This window comes from Cyclobacterium xiamenense (assembly GCF_042140265.1).
In the GTDB taxonomy this organism is placed as follows: Bacteria; Bacteroidota; Bacteroidia; order Cytophagales; family Cyclobacteriaceae; genus Cyclobacterium; species Cyclobacterium xiamenense_A.
On record NZ_CP159481.1, the window covers coordinates 5,121,693 to 5,143,659 of the forward strand.

Consider the following 21,967-nt stretch of genomic DNA (forward strand, 5'->3'; position numbering starts at 1 on the left):
GCTATTGTACGTTGAGATTTTCATCCATGTTCTTTCCAAACAACCAAACTCCCCATATCAAAAAAAAACGCTTCGCAGCAAATAAGTAATTTGATTTCGAACTTAATTTCGATAAAAGGATATTTATTGTTCCTGAAATTTCACTCCGACGAGGTTTAAACAAAGGATCATTTGCGATTGAATTCAACGCAAATAAATAGGCTTTGTATTTGTTCTTTGGCGCCCGAACGGATAATCCCCCCAGAGAAAGGTTATAATAGGTTAGGTATTCATCCAGATTAGCGAGCTCGCCAACTTTGGTGAATTGAAGAAACAAATCCAGGTCTTGGCCGCCTCCCTTCACCCGGTACCCTCCTGCAGCATCGAAGGCACTTCTCCTATACATTACCGCGCAATGGGCTATACTGAATTTTAGCTGCAACAAATCGTCCAAAATCGCATCGTTTTTTACTGGGAATTTCCTCAGCGCTTTATACCGATTGCCCGATTTAAACCACAATTGAGTACCTACACATACCGTTCGCTTGTTATTGTCCAAAAAATTCAACTGCTTCTGAATCCTGTAAGGGTCCATCAAATCGTCGTCATCTATACGGGCAATGTATTCTCCCGTACTCTTCGAAATACCGTAGTTCAGGGCCGCCCCCAGTCCCTGACCCTCGATTCTGAATACCTTTATTCGCTGGTCTGAAATACCGGAAAAACTACCACTAATTGGAATTTTGGAACCATCGTCTACAATAATCAGCTCAAAATCCGCATAACTCTGCCTCAAAACGGATGCTACGGTTGCTTTCAGACTCCCCCGATTATCCCTACAGGCCAGTACGATCGAAACTCTCATAAATGAATCACGCCAAACTTACGCTCTCTGCCTTGAGGAACGTCAATATACACCCGCTGTTCATCCTCGCTAAGCCTGGGGTGATGATCCACCCTATTCACTCCCCGAAACGTGGGATGGTGTACGCTCTTGCCAATGGACATGCTGGTTCCCTTCTCACGATTGACGACCAGTACATTTGACTTTCTAAAAAAACTTGGATAACTATCAAAAACAACTAACCTTCCGGTCTTTTTCGAAGGATGGGAGTCATGAGGAGGAACAAAAAAATCGGGTACAAATTTTCTGCTGGTGCGGCAGTCAATAATAAAAAACTTATTTTCTCTTTCCAATTGGCCAAATACTAGGATTTGTTCATTATCCATCCAACAGAAATGAGAATAAAACCTTTCGTCTCCGATCACTGTATGTGACTTTTTTTCAAGATCAAAAACCATCATTTTTGTTATCTTCACTTGATCCACCCAATACCTGTATAAATAGGCCACTTTTTTCCCATCAGGACTGAATTCAAAATGATTGACTTTATCGTTTTCCGGATGAATCCCAAACAACTTCCGTAATTCATCGAAAAAAATGCTTTGAAACGAATCTCCGGACTGAAGATCAACCAGCCGAAAGGCGATCGGGTCCGTGAGAATTTCCTTCTCATTTGATAAATCTTTGGCAAAATAGCCATAATCCTTTCGAAGAATTGCCAGCCTCTCGAAGGAATAGGATACTCCGACATTTCCGGAAGAGTCAACTGCACCGAGGGGGTAATCAACTTGCCTGACCACACTTCCTAGCTTGTCAATAATCTTGAAGCAGTAGGTGCCTTTGTCGCCATCGAAGTCATTAAAGCAAATCAAATCGTCCGAATACCACCTTAAAAAAGCGCCTTGTTGCCAATTCCAGGCATGCGAAAAAGCTATGGTTCTTGCATCCTTTTTTCCGTGCTCGCTCAAGCATATTGCCAATGCTCCTTTAGGTGGCCATGAACAAGCGTCTTGATCGGAGCCATGAAACAACACATCTCCTGAGGCATTGCCGATCGGCAAATTGAAATATCCCCCAAACTCGTTCTTGTAACCCGCACTAATGATTTCTGTACCCCCGGAAAAAGCTTTTTCGAATTTCGATTGAATGAATGACCAAAAGTACCCCGGATACAGGAGGCGCTGCTTAAGAGCATCGGGAATCAAAAATCTTAATTTATGTATCATGCTTACGGTTAGTTTTCAACAACCTGGTTTTTCTGAAGTATTTTTTAAGAAACTGCCGCACAACTTCCTCCAGGTAAAACCTGCTGCACAAAAGGAAATTTTTTGCTGCGTTTTGATGGTGTTTTCTTACTGTAAATCTAGCCGCTGCTCTGTCCCATATCAACCCGAGATCGAAAACATCGGACACACCGCCCTCTCTCATGTTTACTGTCACTGCGTTGGCAAATGCAAAAACCACTTTGCCCGATTTGTAGGCTTTGTAAGTAAAATCATAATCCGCGATCAATTTAACCGTCACGTCAAAAAGTCCAACCAATTCTCCGTATACGTGGCGATGTACACAAAAAGCAGGGTGAACCAAGGGCATGGTGAATTCTATTTGTTGCTGAAGTATCGAAAGGTTATTTTTACGCAAATACCTGATTTCCCCCTTGTTATCAACTCTATTTGCATCTCCAACGATGATTAAATTATCCGCGCAATTGTTGGACCGAAAACAGTCTACATACCGCTGAAGAGATTCGGGAACAAAAAAATCATCGCTATTCAAAATACAAATCAAGTCCCCTTTCGCCAGCTTAATGCCTTTGTTCATGGCATCGTAAATGCCTTGGTCTTTTTCTGAAACGATCGTAAACTCTTGCTTCAGCACTTTTTTGAAGGCCTTGGCTTTCGACACTGTCCCATCCGTCGACGATCCATCTATTAAAATGTACTCAAATTTGCTGTAGGTTTGGTTCAAAATAGATGAAAATGCATCATCGATATACTTTTCACTGTTGTAACAGACGGTTATTATAGAAATCAGCGGATTCTGATTCATCTCTACTATTTAAATGGTGAAGGAATAAAACGATAAGTACAGCCCTCAAAAATCCATTGTTCACTAGCAATGGGCCCTTGTAGTTACAAACCATGATGTATAAGAATATGGATGCAAATAATACCTTTTGGATTCTTGAAAAATGACTGAACTTATTGAAAAGCAAATACAAGAGTAAGGAAAAATAGACAATGATGTAAAATAAGCCTCCAAACAGCAAGTCGTTTATGTACCCAATATCTGACTGAACGTCATAGACATTCCCGTAAAGGTAGCGCCCTTCGCCAAAGACTATTCCCTGTAAACTATCCGGAAGAACGATCATGCGTTGAAATAGGTTATCCCAGTGATTCGCCCCACTAGCATTCGATTCCAAGCCTCGTAAAACCATGTAAGTAAAGATCTCGGGATCAATAAATAATGAAATACTTACAACCAACAATAAAACAGCTACCAGTATAGACAAAGAAATCTTAATAAATTTCGAAAAACTAACCGACGCATCCGATTTTCGTAACGTAAAAATAAAATAAACGAAAAGAATAATTGGAAGAGCAACCAGACCAATTCTTGCATTAAACACGATACTAATCAGGATTATGGGAACAAACCAAATATACCTGTAAACACCCCGAGCTACCATGGTAAATATTATCATTAAAACCATGCCTTGAAAAATGGGATAGGTAAATAGGTACTCGGACGAAAGCCCGTATATTCTGAAAAGTAACAATTCGCCCTTTTGATCAAACATAAACTGTAAATCCAGGAATTGTTCGGTGATGTATTGCTTCAGGCCAGGTAGGGCGAGCATTAGGACTGCAAAAATCGATTGAATAATTCCCAGTACGACAAACGCTTCCAGCAGCCTATCGACCGACCAATTACGCCGATAGAAAATTAACGAAAAAGGAAGCGAAATCAGGAGTATATTGATCAAAAACCTCAACTGCTTAACCCAATACAATTGCTGAAAACCAATATCTTTCACTCCTGAACTCAGATACTCTCTCAAAAATAAATAATATACGATAAGAGAAAACACTAAAAAAAACACAAAGATCCCTCTGGTTGTGACTGCATAGCGTAGGGTTTTTAGGCGGATAAAAAGCCAGGCCATAAAACCAATGATCAACAAATATTCCGGAGAAATCTTTAAAAGTCTAATAGGGGGAAGGTATATGGCGAAAAATAAAAGCGTTAAAACAAACAAAACCTCTACTCTTTCCCTGCGGATTATCAATCGATTCATTTGATAAACCTCCTTTTCAAGTTTAGGATCCGGGATAAATAGGCGGGGCCTTGGTCAAATTTCCCTAAAAAAAGAATCAGAAAAGCTAAGAATTGAATGAAAGCTGAGTTTGACTCTCCTTTCGCCATTTCAATTATTTTGAAAGATTCCGTTGCCTTACCTTGTCTGAACGCCCAGAGTGCGTGCTTAATCAATTCCTTTCCCAGACGCTTGGATCTACGTTTAAACACCCAGGCATTGCTCCCAAACTTATCGATAAAGTCCCAGCCATTTCTCAACCTCATTTCATACATCTGTTTCGAAATCTCAGCAAAATACAATTGTATCGCTCTATTATATGCGCTACCTGTGACACCGTCACTTCGTGTATACGCCGTATACAATACTTCGGGAATAAAGTCTATCTTGGATAGGAGAGACATTCGTAGCCACAAATCTCTGTCCTGCGAGAAATGAAAAAATGGTCTGTACCCACCAACCGCATCGTAAATCTCCCTCCTGAACATTACTTCTCCATGACTTACGCAAATGTTATTGAGCACGTCGCCTCCTTTTTGCCGTCCGACAACTTCCTTTCGACGAAGAATCAAGTCTTCCCGTTCAAAGAGACAGCCAACCACCCCAACGGACGGGTTCTGAGCTAAAAATTCTACTTGCTTTTGGATTCGTTCGGGATGTGATAGATCTCCGGAACCGTGAATCGCAACGAGCTCTCCGTTCGATGCATCTACTGCCCTACGAATGGAATTTGTAAACCCACTATTGGCGTGATGCAGGACCCTAACCCTGGGGTCCGATGCTTCAAACTTTTTCAATTCCGACAGCGTATCGTCAGAGGATCCATCGTCACACAAAACGATCTCGAGGTTCTGGTAGCTTTGTTTAATCAAACTAGTTACCGAAAAATCGACAAATTTTTCTCTGTTGTAAAATACAGAAATAACGCTAACCAACATCGATCTTAAATGATTCTTTGCTCTACCTCTAAATCAACGCCAAATCTTTCGCTGACTCTGCGCTTAATCTCTGCAATTAACTCGAGGATATCGTTTCCAGTGGCATTGTCATAATTCACGATAAATCCTCCATGTTTTTCAGAGATTTTCGCTCCTCCTCTTGTCATTCCTTTCAACTTTAGTTCATCAATCATTGCACCCACGTAGAATCCTTTGGGCCTCTTGAATACACTTCCAGCGTTGGGTAGATCCCTGGGTTGCTTTTTCCACCGTTGTTCTTTAATAAGATCCATTTTCGATTGAATCTTATGCTTATCCCCTTTTTCAAGCTTTAATGACGCCTTCAAAATAATTTTATCTGTATTTCTTTGGAAAAAACTATTTCGGTATTGAAAACCAATCTCTTCCTTATTGATTTCGTCGACTTCCATTGTCTCCAAATCCAAGTATTTTACCTTTAGCAAAACGTCCTTGATTTCCTCACCACTTGCCCCAGCATTCATTACCACGGCGCCACCCAAGGAGCTGGGGATATCGAAGAAAATTTCCAGCCCAGTCAAGCCTTGATCCCTGGCAAAGAGACTCAAGTGGTACATGGTTGCTCCCGCCTGCGCCTCGATGATATCTCGCTCTCCTGCCAATTCGATTTGCGAAAAATTTCCATTGAAAACAATGAAATCATCGTCATAAAACGATTTAGACAGAATGACATTGTGACCCGATCCCAGCAGGATGTAGTTCTTTTTATTAGAAAAAAGATATTGGATATCTCCTTCTGAATCAGGAAAAAACGCCCGCTTGCATCTTGAATAAATCTTGAAGGAATTGTAATTCGTTAAGTCAAAATTCTCGAAAACTTTCATTTATTTGAATCTTTTTAACATCGCTCGAAACGGATCAAAATCCGTCTCCCTTATTCTCAATATTTCCTTCATCCCGATTTGAACTTCCCTATTGTAAAACCAAAGGAACAATATCCCGGCTACAGAATAACTAACCGTCGAGGCAAAGGCGGCACCTTGTGCACCGTAGTCGGGAACGAGCAATATATTTAGTAGAATGTTTACAGCTAATGCCGGAACCATCGCCTTCATCGAAACCCAGGGTCTTCCCCTACCGGCCAGGTCCATGTTCATCACTTTAAAGAGGGTTAAAATCAATACTCCAGGCAAGAGAAACCTCAGAACCGGAGCACTTTCAGCAAATGCCGAACCATACATCCCAAGAATAATCCAATCCGATAGCACCAGCAACACCAAGGAAAGCGCACCGATAACCAGCAAGGATATCCGTAATAATTGAGCAACTTTTAATGAAAAAGCGAAACTATTTTTTGAAATACTACTCCTCGCAAAAACAATCGTACTAAACAGCATGGGAATTTGCCATAGATATTGTACAATGTTTGCTCCTCTGGAATAGATGCCAATCTCAAAATCCGAACTCAAATGCTCCAAGATTACGATATCGAGTTGATAGTTCAAATTAATGACAAGGAGGGATACTGCATAAACCACTCCCAATGTAGTTAAGTCTTTGAGAATCCCGGCATTTATCTTTAAACTAAAAAATGCTGGAAACTCCACCCTGAAAAACAAGATGAAAAACATGATGGATTGCCCTAAAAACAGAAATCAGGTACCCATCGATACCTGATTTAAAAATCACGAGAAATAAAAATGACATGACCGTTGTTACCGCAGCTGGAATCCAATTGATCGCATTGAATTCGCTGATTTTATTTTTTCCTAAATAAATACCCGAACAGTAGGTATTGAATAAACTGAAAGTAATGGGGGCAACGGCAAGCACGATCAAGGAAAGATCCTTATGGGTCCTACTAAAAAAGTAAATCAAAGAAAAACATAGGATTGTCGAAACAATGGACGTCAAAATCCAGATTTGGAATATGGCTTCTTTTAAACTTCGCTCCGAATACTTTTCTTTGCCCAAAAGAAAGGTGACGGATTGCCGGACGCCGAGGGAACCGACCGTCATAAAAATTGTGGGATAAACCAACAGCGAAGTAATGATTCCATTTTTCTCCGGACCCAATACCCTTGCCACAACGATAGATGTGGCAAACCCAGATACGATGATTATTAGTTTCGAGACCCCTACCCGAAAAACATCACTCAGGAATCCTTTCATTTAGGCGAAACGATTCTTCCCGGAATGCCTACCGCGACGGAAAATGGTGGCACGTCGATATTCACTACCGAATTGGCTCCAATCACCGCTCCTTCTCCTATTGACACGCCTCCTATGATAATTGCACCGGCATAGATCGTTGCTCCTCTTTCTATCGTGGGGTAGGTTAATTTTTCACCACTTTTCCCATGACTCCCCAAGGTCACATTTTGAAAAATCGTCACATCATCGTGGATGACCGCCCCCTCTCCAATGACAATACCAATTGGATGAGGCAGATGTAAATTTCTTCCTATTTTGGATGAATACGAAATGTCACAGTTCCATTTTACGAGCATTCGGTACCGGAGGAAATTACCCATCACACCCCTGAATGGGATCTTGCTTCGTTTGATGTATACACCCATTCGGTAATTTAATAAAACCCGGTACCTTGGATTCAAAAAAAAATCATACAGAAAAGAGGCAGACGCGCTCCTATCTTTTTTGAAAACGTTGACTATTGAACGCACAATGACAAAGGAAGTAACTAAATTTTTATACCCAATTCCTGAAGTTTAACCTGCAAATTCTCGTATCCCCTATGGATCTGCCAGGAATTTTCAATGATTGTTTCGCCTTCAGCAGTTAACCCCGCTAGTAACAAAGCTATTCCGGCTCTCAAATCAAGCGCCTCTACCTGAGCCCCGGTGAGTGGTTTTCCACCATGGATGACCAGCAGGTCTCCCTGTATATCAAAATCTACGCCCATTTTTCCCAATTCTTTTGCATAGGCATACCTTCCCGGAAATCGAAGGTCAACGATCTTGGACACCCCATTACACATCGCTCCGTAAACGGCCAATAGTGGCTGCATATCGGAATTAATTCCCGGATAAGGGCCGGTGCTGATTTCCAGGGGATAGGGCGTCCCTCCCTTCACAATTACCGAATCCTTTCCTTCGTATAATTTCATGCCACTTTCCTTGAGAAATACCAAAGGTACATCCAGGTGATTTTTGGGAAAATTGAGAATTTCCACGTCTCCGTCGGTAATTACAGAACCGATAGCCCAGGTGAGTGCCTCCATATTGTCTGGAATCACCTCGTGTTCTACACCTCTCAATTCTTGTTTTCCTTCGACAAGGATACATTTCTGCCCAAAGACAGTGATAGTGGCCCCCATTTTATTCAGCATCTGAATCAAATCCAATATTTCAGGACGAATATGTGGATTCCAGATCGTAGTACGTCCTCTTGCCAAAACACCACATAAAATAGCATTTTCAGTGGCCCCGGTAGACCGAATGGGTAAAAAGATATCGTTCCCCTGTAAAACACCCTCGCTACCTGCACGGGCACATAAAAAATCGCCTTCCTCCCATACTTTTGCTCCAAGCCGCTCCAAGAGCATCACGTGAATATCGTACTTTCGTTCTCCTAGCTTGCAACCACCCGGTAACGGAACCCTACCTTCTCCGTACCGGCTGGTGAGCGCTCCCAAAATTAACAGCGTATTTCGTATGGATCGTTTGTGCCAGGCTAGCTCAGTTGCAAGCATGCCCTCCTGCCGGATAACTACCCGGTCACCCTCACAAACGTAGCTCTTTCCCAAGACCTCCAACATTTCCAAATGCACCTGAATATCCAATAAACCGTTAGGGAAGTTAGACAAGCGAATCTCGCCATCAGTTAATATGGAGGCGGCCAGAAGCCGCAATGCGCTATTTTTGGCCCCGCTGAGCTTCACGGTGCCTGCAAGCCTACTTCTAGAAACTTTGAGCGAACGTATATCCGATGTAAGATGATTACCCATAAAATGTCTTTCTATTTTAAACCAAGCTAACGCCTTCTTAGATTACCGAGTTTTTTCCTGACGAAAAGTGAATCAATAATTATTTCCAACCATTTCTTTATCCCCCGGTTTTCGTGGAACAGCGAGTATACCAACTTCTCTCAAATTGCCCGTTAGAAAACCCACTTCCCTTGGGAAATAGTAGCAATGATTTGCCCTACAGACGCCCCTTCGAAGATTCTCTAGGGTATATACGCTCTCGTAAAGTTGCACGAACGTATTTGTTTGTTCCATATAAATGATCCGGCAATGGCTAGGTACCGTACGGTTGCGCGTAATGGTCCCTTATCCCTCGAAACTCTCCCACTGTTCTTTCATGCTCCTCAAAAACTCGGATCCGAAGATATATCCCAATCCGAGAACAATGCCCAAAAAGGTAAAGATTATCAATATTAGCAGGCGTTTCGGTCCTGACTTCTCGGTTGGCACCGTGACCGGCTGAATTACAGAAAAAATGGGGGTATCCTTGGCAACCTGCAGCCTGGCCTGCTCTAGCTGTTTCGCTAATTCGTTATAAATATTAAATGAAAAGTTGTAATCTGCCTCCAGGCGCTGCAATTGATTTTGCACCGTAGCGGAAGCAATATTTTGGTTTCTATCCTTGAAATTCGCCAGTTTGGCCTGTACTTCTTCAAACTCTTTCTTTTTCTCCAAATAGCGTTCTTCGGTAAATTTTAATTGCTCCCTGGCGTTCGAAATCTTATAGGCTATGACTTCCTGCTGCAGTAATTGTTGAGCAAATCGAGACATCTGAGCAGCCATCAGCGGTTCCGGAAGCACAAAGGAAAGCGTAACAAAGCCCTCTTTGTCGTTTGGAACGACGGATAGTTGGTTCTCTAACCTCTTAAAATGCTCGAATTCTTCTTGAGAGACCCGAATCAAACCCTGTTCACTTTGCACGACAGTAGTATCTGGCTTTGCTCGCAATGCTTTCACAATGACCCCGGGCAAACCAACCGTATATTTTTTCAGCCATGCCAAAAGTCCAGGAGAATGGATTTCCTCGAAATATTCCCGGTAAGAAACCGGTTCATCTACTCCTTCTACGTTGAATTCAGCCGCTAATAATGCTTTTCTAAACGTTACAGAAGAAACAATTTTTGGGTAAAGTGTGGGCGGTATCTCGGCACCGCCCCCCATCGCACCCAAATTAATGCCGGCTAACGATGCCAATCCCCCCAACGAACCGGCTGCCTTATTTGAATCGGCCGTTTGTGGGACAAAAGTAGAGGACGCAGTAAAGTCTTTTGGAGAGAAAATAGCGATAAACAAACCTAACAAAACAAAGCCTATGACGATGGATAAAACCTTTTTCCGCTGTCTCCAAACGGTTTTGGCTAATGCCAAAATATCGATTTCATCGTTCGATCTACTACTCGCCCTATTCGTTTCTTTCATTTCCACAGGTGAAAAATTGGTTAATTTGTACCCAATCGATCAATTAAAATCACCAACGTCGCCAGGCTGGTCGCCAGGCCAACCCAACCTTGTACACTGATCGGCTGACGTTCAGGCTTCTTTGGAACAATGATTTCGGCTCCCGGTTCCATGGAAGGATAAACATTGATGAATAAAAACTTTTTTGTTCGTTCTACATCTCCATTTGCATACACCACGTAGGATCGCCCCCTGTGCGACCTGCTAGTAAATCCACCTGCTCTTGAAATGTAATCCTTAAAACTGGATTTTTCACGATACCTCGCAGAGGTTGGGTACAATACTTCCCCGCGCATACGAACGGTTTGGAGCTCTTTCGGTATGGATAGCACATCGCCTTCCTGAAGAATCAGATCATTCGGTCCTCCTGGATTTTGCAAAATCGCAGCAAGATCAATTCCAACCATTTCCATCGTCTTAATTTCAATCTGAACAGAATCCCGTTTAACGAAGGATTCGAGGGTCTTTTTTCTAAAATCATCCGAAATCAAATTACCGTCGACGTCAGTTTGTTCAACGTCTTTTTCCTCCACCTCCTCGTTGATGTTTTCCAATAAGATTTCATCAAATTCCGAACGGCCCGAATTACTGCGTAAAATGTTTCTTCTAACAGAGCTTAGGTTTTTGGTTTCAATATCTCTTTCGCTGGGAGCGTCGTAGAATTCGTTCCTTCTGATTAAGGTCGCTCCCTTGATGTATGCAAACTGGTTAATCCCTCCAGCCCTATTCAACAGGTCCGAAATTCGTTCGTTCGCCCTGGAAATGGCATACTCTCCCGGATAGTTCACCTCGCCTTCCACCCTCACCAATTTTTCCCGCTGAAATCCAGGGCTTCTTCGCACAATTACGTGGTCAAAAGGCCGTAATCTTAATTGCGCGCTTTCTCCATCTAATTTTAAGTCCCTGTCGACGTCAATCAGGATAATCTCTGCGAGCTTACCCTCTTGATCACTTTTCACTCTTCTGGCTATTTCTATTTGAGAGGCACTGGCAGATTCCTTGAAACCTCCGGATCGAAGCACCAAATCTGCCACTGTCATGTTCTCACCAAATGGAAATGATCCCGGGTTATTTACCTCCCCGGAAATTTTCACAAAGTATTCCTCCCGAATATCGTAAATACTTGCTATGTAGAGAACGTCCTCCCGCTGCAATTCCACATCCTTCCCTTCTCCGTTTATTATTTCCTCGAGATTCAACGGAATTATTTCAAGCGAAAAATCTGCTTGCATCCGGTATAAGGTTGCACGGTTTAAAAAGGCATCTTCCCTTAGGCCCTGTGCTTTTTCTATGAGTTCCCGAACCGTCATGCCAGCATGCAACGAAAACGTTCCTGGCCGCATCAACGCACCCGAAATCTGCACTCTGTTTACAAATCGATCACGTATCTGACCCACCCTGTAGCTATCTCCGTCCTGGGGCACAAAATCCTCAAAATTCTCTGCGTCAACATCCACCACTTTCCTTTCTGTCTCCGTAACGCGGGTTAGGGTGATCCGTTCCTTGTATGCATCCGCCTTAAAACCACCTGCGTAGCCAATAAGATCTGATAAATTCTCTCCAGGTTTGACTTCAAATAATCCCTCCCGACGCACGGGTCCCACGACCTCCACTCGATTTCTGACGGGAGGAACAATAATTACATCGTTGTCTCGAAGAGTGCTCGTTGTAGTTAGCTCGCCTTTGACCAGAAAATCGTAGATATCGATCTCAATGAATAGTTGATTGTCTCTATACAACTGAATGTGTCGAAACGAGCCGTTTTCGTTGGGCCCCCCGGCAGCAAAAAGCGCATTAAACGGAGAGGCAAAAGAAGGCAATTTGTAATTTCCCGGACGATTCAATTCGCCCACCAGTGCCACGGATACCGTCCGAATATTTCCCAGGCGAAGTTCCATGAACGTATTTGGATCCGTTCCCGCCAGGCCTGAATAAATCTGTAACAGTGCAGTTTTAATTCGAGCACTCGCCGCCGCTACACTCGCTCCTCCCACTTGGATGGGACCGATGTTCGGTATAAAAATGTTTCCTTCCGGATTAACCACCAGTTCATAGGACTGTTGGGAGGCACCATATACATCAATCAATAATTGGTCTCCTCCACCTATAATGTAACTTGGAGGAGTAGGAATGTTTAGACTGGGATTAAAATTGAGCTCTTTGTTGTAAAAAAGGGTATATCCGAAAATCTGTTTCTGTCTGGGTGTCAAATTGGCGAAAGGGTCTTGCGGTTCCAGCCCCTCAAAAATACTATCTACTTCGCCCCCTGCGATTTGCCTCGTTTGACTACTCCCGTTAGGCGTGGATGTGGCAGCGGCCCCTCCCCCACTGCGCAGCGATGAGATCCGCCGTTGTAATTTGGAAATCTCACTCATCGGTAAGCCTCTTTCCCTGGCCACTGCTATAAGTTGCTGCTCGTTCATTCCGGAAGCCTCCGCTCGCTTAATCAATTGTTCAATTTGCACATCGGAGAGATCGTCTGCCCGCAGCTTTTGAATATCCTGAAGGGATTGAGCTGTTACAGAATAATAAATGGGAATGAAAAATAAAACCAGCAGAAATTTTATTCGGTAAGGGCCTTTTATGCGCATCCTAAAGGTTTTCTTTGGTAAAAGAGAAATAATTAATGACAGAGCTTCGCTCCCTCAGTCACATTATATAACGGAGTAAAACGAAAAAAAATCACTTTTTTTATCAGATAAATATCGGCACAAAGGTAATGATTCCATTCGTAATAACACAATAGGAACTTTGTTTGTGAAAAAATGAAGGAAAACAAGACGGTGCGGTTTTCCACTTTTTCAGCTCAATACTCCCGGAAAAAATGAACGCGGGAAAGTGCGTTTTTAATTAGTCAATTATGCACATTAACCGATCCTTCACCCGTTTTTAAGACTTTTTAATCTGGCAGGAAGCAAAACAATGCAATTGAAAAGGCTAAATTACGGAAGGAGCCTGAAGAGGGAAAACAAAAAAAGGGAGGAAAACACCTTTCCTCCCCGGTATCCGTAAAGAATGACAGCCATTACTCCGCCTGGTTCAGCACCTTGTGTCCTCCTTTTAACAAATGGATGTCACGCTTGAATAAATTAACGTCCGACAGAATCATGTCCTCTACCAGCATCTTAAGATCGTACTTTGGTTTCCAACCGAGTTTGGTCATCGCTTTCGTTGGGTCGCCAATAAGCAAATCTACCTCGGTCGGTCGGAAATACGCGGGATCAATCTTGACAAGTACATCTCCCTTTTTTACTTTAAAATGAGAGGTTCCAAGCACATCAAAGGCTTTTTCCTTGTCGATATCCGCGAGGATACCTTTTTCGTTTATCCCTTCTCCCTCAAAGTCCAGAGTAAAGCCTACCTCTTCAAAGGCCATTTTGATAAAATCCCTCACCTTGGTCGTCACCCCTGTAGCAATGACGTAATCTTCCGGCTCGTCCTGCTGCAAAATGCGCCACATGGCATCTACGTAATCCTTGGCATGTCCCCAATCTCGTTTCGCGTCCAGGTTTCCCATAAACAGGTCACGCTGAAGGCCCAATGCGATCTTCGCCACCGCACGGGTGATTTTCCGGGTAACAAAGGTCTCCCCTCTCAGCGGAGATTCGTGGTTGAATAAGATTCCGTTACAAGCATACATGCCATAGGCTTCACGGTAGTTTACCGTGATCCAATAGCCGTACAGTTTGGCCACGGCATAGGGAGATCGCGGGTAAAAAGGCGTGGACTCAGATTGAGGTACCGCTTGCACCAGGCCATACAATTCGGAGGTGGATGCCTGGTAAATCTTCGTGGTTTTTTCCATTCCCAGCAGCCGCACCGCTTCCAAAATCCGAAGCGTACCGATGCCGTCGGCGTTGGCAGTGTATTCGGGAGTATCAAAACTTACCTTCACATGGCTCATGGCCGCCAGGTTGTAAATTTCATCCGGCTTGGTTTCCTGAATGATCCGAGTCAGGTTCATCGAATCGGTAAGGTCCCCGTAGTGCAAAAACAACCGCTTATTGTCATCGTGGGGATCCTGATACAAGTGGTCAATCCTATCCGTATTAAAAAGGGAAGCTCTACGCTTGATTCCATGTACGGTGTAGCCTTTGGAAAGTAGTAACTCGGCGAGGTAGGCTCCGTCCTGACCGGTAATTCCTGTAATTAATGCTGTTTTCATGATTGATGTGTCGCAGAGCTACACCTAAATCAACACCGTGTAGCTCTAAGTTGTCGTTTAATTCTTTTTTTTTAATACCCGTTTCAAATGCTTCCCAATACCGGTTAGCAGAATACCCTATCCCCCTTGCCGGTACCAGACCTGACCACCACTGGCCACCTCCATTCTTTCGTTATTTTGGGTTGCTAACTCCTCCCGTTCGGGCGTATCCCACCGGAGGGAAGCATGTAACTCGTGCCGATGAGCGGAAACGCTTTTTTCCACCCCCACCGTCCGACCTGCGTTTCATTGACCGCGTATACCCGGGCAGCTCAGCCGATGTCAGAAATCCATCGTGACTATCCCTGGGAACACCTGTGGGAAATTCCGTTTGCGTTTTCCTGTCGGGTAGCCAGCCAAATTAAAAGCACTCCAAGGTGGCGCGTTATCGGTTGGACTTCCTGCCTTACATCTTTACTTCTTTAAAGGACTCTTTATTCGCCAGAAACCATTGGTAGGTAGAGGTGATTCCCTCTTCCAAACCGATTTTCGCTTTCCATCCGGCCTGAGTCATTCTGGAAACGTCCATCAATTTTCTTGGCGTCCCGTCTGGCTTAGTACTGTCCCAGATAATCTCCCCCTGATGTCCCGTAATTTTCTGCACCAGTTCCGCCAGGGAACGGATGGTCAAGTCTTCCCCGGTACCCACGTTGTAGAGGTTTTCGTCAAAGGTATTTTCCATGGCAAAACACACGGCCTCTGCCATGTCGTCTACGTGCAAAAACTCCCGTAGCGGTGCACCCGAGCCCCAAAGTTTTACTGCCTGATTGCCGGCCTCCTTTGCTTCGTGAAATTTTCGAATCATGGCCGGCAGTACATGGGAAGTCTCCAGATCAAAATTATCAAACGGCCCGTATAGGTTCGTTGGCATCAAGCTAACGTAGTCTTTTTGGTATTGCTTTCTGATGGCCTCGCAGGCTTTTACACCGGCGATTTTTGCCAGGGCGTACCATTGATTGGTGGGTTCAAGGGATCCGGTCAACAACGCTTCTTCCCGAAGCGGCTGTTCGGCCAGTTTGGGATAAATGCAGGAACTCCCGAGAAAAATAAACTTTTCTACACCGGCATTCAGAGAGGACTCGATCAGGTTGTTTTGAATAATCAAATTGTCCATCAAAAAAGGATAGGGGTGGTTATTATTCGCCAAAATACCTCCCACCTTGGCGGCAGCATCGATCACCACCGCAGGCTTTTCCTGCTCAAAAAAGCGACTCACGTCGGCTTGATTTTTCAAATCCAATTCCTTTCTGCTTAACCCAATCAAATGCTGGTAGCCTTTCCGTTCCAGATTCCGCCAAATGGCAGCACCTACCATACCTCTGTGTCCTGCAATGTATATTTTGCTATGCTTGTGCATCTACGTATCAGTTTACTAATCCTGGATTTTCCTTTTCCAATTTCTCATAAATCTTTTTAACATCCTGTGCCTTCGCCCGGTTCAATACCAGGATGGCATCCGGCGTTTCCACCAAAATAACGTCGTCCAAACCGAGGAATTCAACGTGTTTGGCTCCTGCACCAAGTACCAGATTCTTGCCGTGCCGCTCCTTGCTACTTTCCGGAAAATATTCAAACAGCGCCTCGAATGATCCCATATCTGACCAGGAAAAATCGGAAGGTACCACTTTTATTTTTTCGGATTTTTCCATCACGGCATAATCCACACTGATGGAAGGAATCTCAAGGCTCAACTCCAGAGGCAAAAAACCATCTTTCGCCGACTTGTACGCTTCCTGAGACTTTTCAAACACCACCGGTTCATATTGCCGAAGCTCTTCCAGGTAAGTGCCTGCAGAAAAACAAAACATGCCACTATTCCATAAAAAACTACCCTTCTCCAAAAACCCCTGTGCCGTTTCCGCATCGGGCTTTTCGCGAAAGCTTATCACCTCGTTTCCCGCGTGTTCGATGTAACCGAATCCAGTATCCGGCCGGGAGGGCTTCAAGCCAAACGTAACCAAAAATCCTTCCCGGGCAAGGCTTACCGCTTTTGACAGGGCAGCTTCGTACCTCGGCTGATCCCCGATTAAGTGATCCGATGGCGTAACCAGCATCACGGAATCCGGTGGTAGTGAAAAAGCGGCAAACGCAATGGCGGCAGCGGTGTTTCGGGGGGTTGCTTCTACCAATTCCAAAAAATCATTGTTTTTTTCTTTCAGAATTTGTCTGGAAAACTGGTAGTTGTCCACACCTCCGACTACCATCACCTGATCACAGACCGATGCATTTCTCAGCACTGTTTTTTCAAAAGGGACTGCCCGTCAAAAATGGGCAGGTACTGCTTGGGTTTACTTTTTCTGGAGAGTGGCCATAGCCTGCTCCCTACTCCACCGGACAATACCACATTGATGATTTTCATGCATTTGTTGTTTGCTATAATTCACCTACCGGCATCCTGCTTGCGGGCCGGTGCTTACAAAATCGTTATTCTCTAAAATAGGTTCGGGTACGCATTTAAACCGTTTAGCTGTACCAGTAAAAGTGATGGACTGTACGAAAAGTGATCAAGTCCAACGTATACCCGGCACCTCATCAGGCACCGAATACCGCATCAAAAGTAAATAAAAAAATCAAATGAAAAAAATTTATATAAATTACATTATTATATTTTTAAACCACATATTAATGTGTTTAAAAATAATAAATGGGGTTAGCTTCGGAAAATCCAGGCAAATTTTCGACACCATTACTTGAAGCATACCCAAATAATTCGGTAAATTCGTCCATTAACGTTAGAACTATGACTGAAAAGTTGTGCTGGTACGTCATGTATACTGCGCCTCGTGCAGAAAAACAAGTGGCCAAACGATTAGAAGAAAAAAACATCCATGTATACCTCCCAATTATAGAAGAAATCCGGCAATGGAGCGATCGCAAAAAGAAGGTGCAAAAACCTTTATTCAACGGCTATTTGTTTGTTTACACCAGCAAGGACCGGCTTTGGGAATCCCTTCAAGTAAGTGGCGCAGTAAAGTTTATTAATTTTTCGGGAGAACACGCCGTCGTGCATCAAGACGAGATTGATGCGATCCAACGAGTGATCGAGACCGGGGTAGCCATAGAGGTCGATACCGGAGCGATCGAACAGGGAGAAATGGTTCATATTTTAGGCGGGCCGCTCCAGGGAGTCACCGGGGAATGCATCCAAAAATCCAATCAGGACTATTTCATTATTCGCATTCCGAGTATCAACCAGAGCATGTTGGTGAAAGTGCCAAGAAAATTTTTGAAGGTGATCCGCGAATAAAAACGCAAATTCATTATCATTCAGCCCTGATTTTAATAACTTCGCTAAACCAATCACCTGTTTGTTACTTTTTTTATAGAACGTGCAACAGGTCCCTTTTTTATACGAAACGAGCGCTCCCATGGAAAAACACACATACGGAACCGGCCTGATAGGTAACTGCAGTTTTATCGCACACATTGAAAAAAACACCAACATCAGTTGGCTTTGCATGCCCCGCTTTGATAGCGACTTTCTATTTGGAAGTATGTTGGATAAGGAAAAAGGGGGAGAATTTACGGTTTTGCCCCAAAATGGAGGGTTCACTTCCCGGCAATCCTACATGGAAAACACGAATATTCTCGAGACTTACATAGAAACATCCGCAGGAGAATCCTACAAAGTCACGGATTTTGCTCCCCGATTTTACAACTACGACCGGTACTTTAAACCCTCGATGCTGGTGAGAAAGATCGAACCATTGCGGGGTGAACCAAAAATTAAAATCAACTGTGTGCCGGTATCGGATTACGGGCAACGCAAACTACGGCCGATTCCGGGAAGCAACCACATTGAATTCAGTGGAAGAGATCAGCACGTCCGTCTGACCACCAATTGTTCCATTACCTACATCATGGAAGAACAGGAGTTTCGGCTGCAGCGCACGGTGTATTTGGTACTTACCTATGGCAAACCGCTGGAGGCTCCCATCGAAAGCACCATCGAAAAATTCCTGAATGCCACCTGCCAGTACTGGAGAAACTGGGTGAAATCCACCAGTATTCCCAACTTTTTCCAACGGCTGGTTGTCCGTTCCGCACTGGTTCTGAAAATTCACCAGTACGAAGATACGGGAGGCATCATCGCTGCCTCTACGTCCAGCCTGCCCGAGTCACCCGGGTCTACCCGAAACTGGGATTACCGGTATTGTTGGATGAGAGATGCCTACTATACCCTCAACGTTTTTAATCATTTAGGTCACTTCGAAGAATTGGAACGCTATTTTGAGTTTATCCAAAACCTGCCTACCGACGAAAAAGGCCGCTATCAGCCGCTTTATGCCATCACGGGTTCATCCAAATTACCCGAACTGGTAGCGGACCTGGACGGGTATATGGGAAACAAGCCGGTTCGCTTTGGCAACCAGGCGCATACACACGTACAGAATGACTTGTACGGACAGGTATTGGTAACACTTTTGCCATTGTATGCCGATAAGCGATTCATCGAATCAGAAAAGAGTCACTCCAAACCCTTCATCCACAACCTATTGAATAAAATAGAAGAAACCATGGACGAAAAAGATGCTGGTCTGTGGGAGTTCCGCAACTTGAAACAGGAACATTGCTACACCTTTCTTTTCCATTGGGCGGGGGCTTGTGCAGCCATCAAGATCGCAGAGCGGCTAGCGGATCACGAGATGAAAAACAAAGCGGTCGAACTCAAAAACAAGGCGATTCGCAAAATTGAGGCCTGCTATATCCCTGAGAGAAAAGCCTACGCACAGGCCATTGGCACAAAGAATATGGATGCCAGCACCCTGCAAATGATTACCATGGGCTATTTTGGAGAGGATATCGAAAGCGCAAATAACCACCTAAAGGCCCTCGAAGAAGACCTCCTGGCGAAAGATTTTTTGTTTTACCGCTACAAACACCAGGACGATTTCGGCGAGCCCGAAACTACGTTTCTGATCTGTGCCTTTTGGTACATTGAAGCGCTTGCCTGTGTAAACCGGTTGGACGAAGCCATGGAGGGGTTTGAAACCCTAAGCAATTATTGCAATCATCTCAAATTGTTTTCGGAAGACGTGGACCAGCACACCGGCAGCCAGTGGGGAAACTTTCCTCAAACCTACAGCCATGTGGGGTTATTGAACGCTGCTTATCGAATCGACAAAAAACTTGATAAACCCAATTTCATTGTTTAAAAGAACCGAGCTTTTCCCGCTGCTCCTCTTTGTTTCTCACGACCAGGATCCAATCCTGCTCTAGTCGCAGGTAGCCGTAATCGTAACAATACCCGTATACGTTTCCTTTCTTATTGGTATAGGTATGGGTGCGGTATTTAAAAATAAAGCCTTGCTCCAGTAATTTTTCCCGGGATATTTTCGCAGTGTCCTCCGAGTCGGGAAGGATAGCGGCCAGAATATTTCTGTTCTTTTTTAAGGCATTGTTGATGTTACGTATCAGGTTATTGCTGCCCGATTTCATTTGATTGTTGTAGGTGTTCCTGCAATAATCATCGCAAAACTTTTTGTCAATCCTACCCGCCACTGGTTTACCACAACTTAGACATTTTTTAGGACGTACCGCCATACAAATCCAATTTGAGTGGATAAATCGGATAAAATATACGTATAAAATGTGATTTATTCCCAATCGCTAACCATTTTTAAACGTTTACAAACGCTTACAAACGGTTTTAAACGAAAAAAAACCGACTAAAGCAACCCCAGTCCCGCAACTTTGTATCGTTCCAATTCGGAAAAAAATCATTTCTAACTAAAACCTCATACATCATGAATGCGATCAAAAACAAAGTTCAGCTAATCGGAAGACTGGGAGCAAAAGCAGACTTCAAAACCGTCAATGGAAACACGCCCATGGTTCGGCTCAACCTGGCGACCAATGAATCCTACAAAAACAACAAAGGAGAAAAAATAGAGGAAACCTACTGGCACAATCTGGTAGCATTCGGGAGGCCTGCCGAAATCATTCACAAGTACACGGACAAAGGCTCAGAAATCTGCATCCAGGGAAAACTCGTCAGTCGGTCCTACGAGGACACTGCCGGAAACAAAAAATACATTACAGAAGTGCAGGTAAACGACGTCCTGCTTATGGGCGAAAAAGTCAAGCCCTAAATCCAAGCACTTTTTTCACTCGACTTTTTTGGATCTATTTTTTGATAGCTACCGGTGGGGCAAGGGTGGCCCCACCGGTCCTATAGATCCCACAGGCGCATCGGGGGATTGTCTGAACCGGATTACAGACCTTTCCTTCCAGCCGGTCTCTCACGGCATCGTTACCATTGTGGGTGAATCTCTTTCTTAAAATACCGACTGTACAACTCGGCTACCGCGTCCATCTCTTTTGGCGAAAAGGGAGGCAGGTCGGCCGCTTTCACGTTGGTACGAACCTGCTCCACCCTGGAAGCTCCGGGTATGACCGTTGAAACGGCGTCGAACATGAGTACCCAGCGAATGGCCTTTGCCGCCAAATCAGCCCCCAGCAACTCGTGGAGTTCTGCTACGGCCTCAATCCCCTTATCCAGCGGAATGCCGGAAAAGGTCTCCCCCTTATCGAAGGCTTCCCCCGTTCTATTAAAATGCCGGTGATCTTCGGGGTGAAAGGTAGTCTCCTTGGAGATAGTCCCCGCCAAAAGCCCGCTAGCCAGCGGGACCCGGACAATTACCCCACAGTCGCTGGTTTTCGCCTTCTGAAAAAAAACGTCTGCTGGCTTTTGCCGAAACATGTTGAAGATGATCTGTACGGACGCCACGTTGGAAAACTGCAACGCCTGCAAGGCCTCGTCCACTTTTTCCACGCTTACCCCCATGTGGCGAATCTTTCCTTCCTCTCGCAACTGTTCAAAAAGACCGAAGATCTCGGGTCGCTGGTAGACGGGGCTCGGCGGGCAATGCAACTGAATCAAATCAATGGTTTCTACTCCCAGATTTTTTAAACTTGCTTCCACATACTTCCGCAATACCTGCGGTGTATACCTTTCGGCCAGGTGTGGTTGTATTTGGCGACCACACTTGGTCGCGATGTACACCTCTTCCCTTCGCTCCCTCACAACCTTTCCCACAGCTGCTTCACTCAACCCAGCGTCGTACACGTCCGCTGTGTCTATAAAATTAACGCCCTGGTCAATGGCCTCGTGGATAATGCCATAAGCTGCCTGCGTGTCAAAGGATCCTCCCCACCCTCCGCCAACTTGCCAGGTGCCCAGTGAAACTTCTGAAATAGTAAAATTTGTCTTTCCTAATTTTCTGTAATTCATAATTTGACCTTACCTTTAACTCGTATA

Annotated in this window: 21 protein-coding genes; 3 read left to right on the forward strand and 18 right to left on the reverse strand. The window is 44.3% G+C overall.

Features of this window, described 5'->3' with window-relative positions:
* Position 1: 1 nt before the first annotated feature.
* The 16 genes from ABWH99_RS20860 to ABWH99_RS20935 all read right to left on the reverse strand — a co-directional run bounded on the left by ABWH99_RS20860 (position 2) and on the right by ABWH99_RS20935 (position 17,065).
* Positions 2-844 (reverse strand): glycosyltransferase family 2 protein, encoded by an 843-nt coding sequence (locus ABWH99_RS20860; RefSeq protein WP_375583718.1) that lies wholly within the window; start codon positions 842-844, stop codon positions 2-4.
* Positions 841-2,049, reverse strand: a complete 1,209-nt coding sequence (locus ABWH99_RS20865) for a hypothetical protein (protein ID WP_375583719.1) — start codon at positions 2,047-2,049, stop codon at positions 841-843. Before ABWH99_RS20865 ends, ABWH99_RS20860 begins: the two co-directional genes overlap by 4 nt.
* Positions 2,039-2,872 carry a glycosyltransferase family 2 protein gene (locus ABWH99_RS20870; RefSeq protein ID WP_375583720.1) on the reverse strand — a complete coding sequence of 278 codons (834 nt, stop codon included), beginning with the start codon at positions 2,870-2,872 and terminating at the stop codon, positions 2,039-2,041. Before ABWH99_RS20870 ends, ABWH99_RS20865 begins: the two co-directional genes overlap by 11 nt.
* The gene (locus ABWH99_RS20875; RefSeq protein ID WP_375583721.1) at positions 2,823-4,124 is read right to left on the reverse strand and encodes a hypothetical protein; all 1,302 of its coding nucleotides are present in this window, start codon (positions 4,122-4,124) and stop codon (positions 2,823-2,825) included. Before ABWH99_RS20875 ends, ABWH99_RS20870 begins: the two co-directional genes overlap by 50 nt.
* Entirely contained in the window at positions 4,121-5,080 is a 960-nt protein-coding gene (locus ABWH99_RS20880; RefSeq protein WP_375583722.1) for a glycosyltransferase family 2 protein, read from the reverse strand. Before ABWH99_RS20880 ends, ABWH99_RS20875 begins: the two co-directional genes overlap by 4 nt.
* A gap of 5 nt (positions 5,081-5,085) precedes the next feature.
* Positions 5,086-5,943: a UDP-N-acetylmuramate dehydrogenase gene (murB, locus tag ABWH99_RS20885; protein ID WP_375583723.1), complete on the reverse strand. Its 858-nt coding sequence runs from the start codon at positions 5,941-5,943 to the stop codon at positions 5,086-5,088.
* The gene (locus tag ABWH99_RS20890; RefSeq protein ID WP_375583724.1) at positions 5,944-6,690 is read right to left on the reverse strand and encodes a polysaccharide biosynthesis C-terminal domain-containing protein; all 747 of its coding nucleotides are present in this window, start codon (positions 6,688-6,690) and stop codon (positions 5,944-5,946) included.
* Entirely contained in the window at positions 6,644-7,231 is a 588-nt protein-coding gene (locus ABWH99_RS20895) for an oligosaccharide flippase family protein (RefSeq protein WP_375583725.1), read from the reverse strand. Before ABWH99_RS20895 ends, ABWH99_RS20890 begins: the two co-directional genes overlap by 47 nt.
* Positions 7,228-7,638 (reverse strand): serine O-acetyltransferase, encoded by a 411-nt coding sequence (locus ABWH99_RS20900; protein ID WP_375583726.1) that lies wholly within the window; start codon positions 7,636-7,638, stop codon positions 7,228-7,230. The genes ABWH99_RS20895 and ABWH99_RS20900 overlap by 4 nt, the downstream gene beginning before the upstream one ends.
* 122 nt (positions 7,639-7,760) lie before the next feature.
* On the reverse strand, positions 7,761-9,026 hold the full coding sequence (locus tag ABWH99_RS20905) for a UDP-N-acetylglucosamine 1-carboxyvinyltransferase (protein WP_375583727.1): 1,266 nt from the start codon (positions 9,024-9,026) through the stop codon (positions 7,761-7,763).
* Positions 9,027-9,350: 324 nt separating this feature from the next.
* On the reverse strand, positions 9,351-10,463 hold the full coding sequence (locus ABWH99_RS20910) for a GNVR domain-containing protein (RefSeq protein ID WP_375583728.1): 1,113 nt from the start codon (positions 10,461-10,463) through the stop codon (positions 9,351-9,353).
* Positions 10,464-10,483: 20 nt separating this feature from the next.
* Positions 10,484-13,093, reverse strand: coding sequence for an SLBB domain-containing protein (locus ABWH99_RS20915; RefSeq protein ID WP_375583729.1), 2,610 nt, complete (start codon positions 13,091-13,093; stop codon positions 10,484-10,486).
* A gap of 434 nt (positions 13,094-13,527) precedes the next feature.
* Positions 13,528-14,667: a GDP-mannose 4,6-dehydratase gene (gene gmd, locus ABWH99_RS20920; RefSeq protein ID WP_375583730.1), complete on the reverse strand. Its 1,140-nt coding sequence runs from the start codon at positions 14,665-14,667 to the stop codon at positions 13,528-13,530.
* A 445-nt stretch (positions 14,668-15,112) separates the two neighbouring features.
* Positions 15,113-16,063 (reverse strand): GDP-L-fucose synthase family protein, encoded by a 951-nt coding sequence (locus tag ABWH99_RS20925; protein ID WP_375583731.1) that lies wholly within the window; start codon positions 16,061-16,063, stop codon positions 15,113-15,115.
* Between the two features lie 7 nt (positions 16,064-16,070).
* The gene (locus ABWH99_RS20930; RefSeq protein ID WP_375583732.1) at positions 16,071-16,943 is read right to left on the reverse strand and encodes a mannose-1-phosphate guanylyltransferase; all 873 of its coding nucleotides are present in this window, start codon (positions 16,941-16,943) and stop codon (positions 16,071-16,073) included.
* On the reverse strand, positions 16,937-17,065 hold the full coding sequence (locus ABWH99_RS20935; RefSeq protein WP_375583733.1) for a sugar phosphate nucleotidyltransferase: 129 nt from the start codon (positions 17,063-17,065) through the stop codon (positions 16,937-16,939). The genes ABWH99_RS20930 and ABWH99_RS20935 overlap by 7 nt, the downstream gene beginning before the upstream one ends.
* A gap of 381 nt (positions 17,066-17,446) precedes the next feature.
* Between ABWH99_RS20935 and ABWH99_RS20940 the strand changes: the two genes are divergently transcribed.
* Together ABWH99_RS20940 and ABWH99_RS20945 are read left to right on the forward strand one after the other, a co-directional pair.
* Positions 17,447-17,953, forward strand: coding sequence for a UpxY family transcription antiterminator (locus ABWH99_RS20940; protein WP_375583734.1), 507 nt, complete (start codon positions 17,447-17,449; stop codon positions 17,951-17,953).
* Positions 17,954-18,074: 121 nt separating this feature from the next.
* Positions 18,075-19,862 carry a glycoside hydrolase family 15 protein gene (locus tag ABWH99_RS20945; RefSeq protein WP_375583735.1) on the forward strand — a complete coding sequence of 596 codons (1,788 nt, stop codon included), beginning with the start codon at positions 18,075-18,077 and terminating at the stop codon, positions 19,860-19,862.
* Here ABWH99_RS20945 and ABWH99_RS20950 read toward each other — a convergent pair.
* Entirely contained in the window at positions 19,852-20,208 is a 357-nt protein-coding gene (locus ABWH99_RS20950) for a hypothetical protein (protein ID WP_375583736.1), read from the reverse strand. The genes ABWH99_RS20945 and ABWH99_RS20950 overlap by 11 nt on opposite strands.
* Positions 20,209-20,453: 245 nt before the next feature.
* Between ABWH99_RS20950 and ABWH99_RS20955 the strand changes: the two genes are divergently transcribed.
* The gene (locus ABWH99_RS20955; protein ID WP_375583737.1) at positions 20,454-20,798 is read left to right on the forward strand and encodes a single-stranded DNA-binding protein; all 345 of its coding nucleotides are present in this window, start codon (positions 20,454-20,456) and stop codon (positions 20,796-20,798) included.
* A 161-nt stretch (positions 20,799-20,959) separates the two neighbouring features.
* Here the strand turns inward: ABWH99_RS20955 and ABWH99_RS20960 are convergent, their stop codons facing one another.
* Complete coding sequence (locus ABWH99_RS20960; protein ID WP_375583738.1) at positions 20,960-21,940, reverse strand: aldo/keto reductase; 981 nt, start codon at positions 21,938-21,940, stop codon at positions 20,960-20,962.
* Positions 21,941-21,967 lie beyond the last annotated feature (27 nt).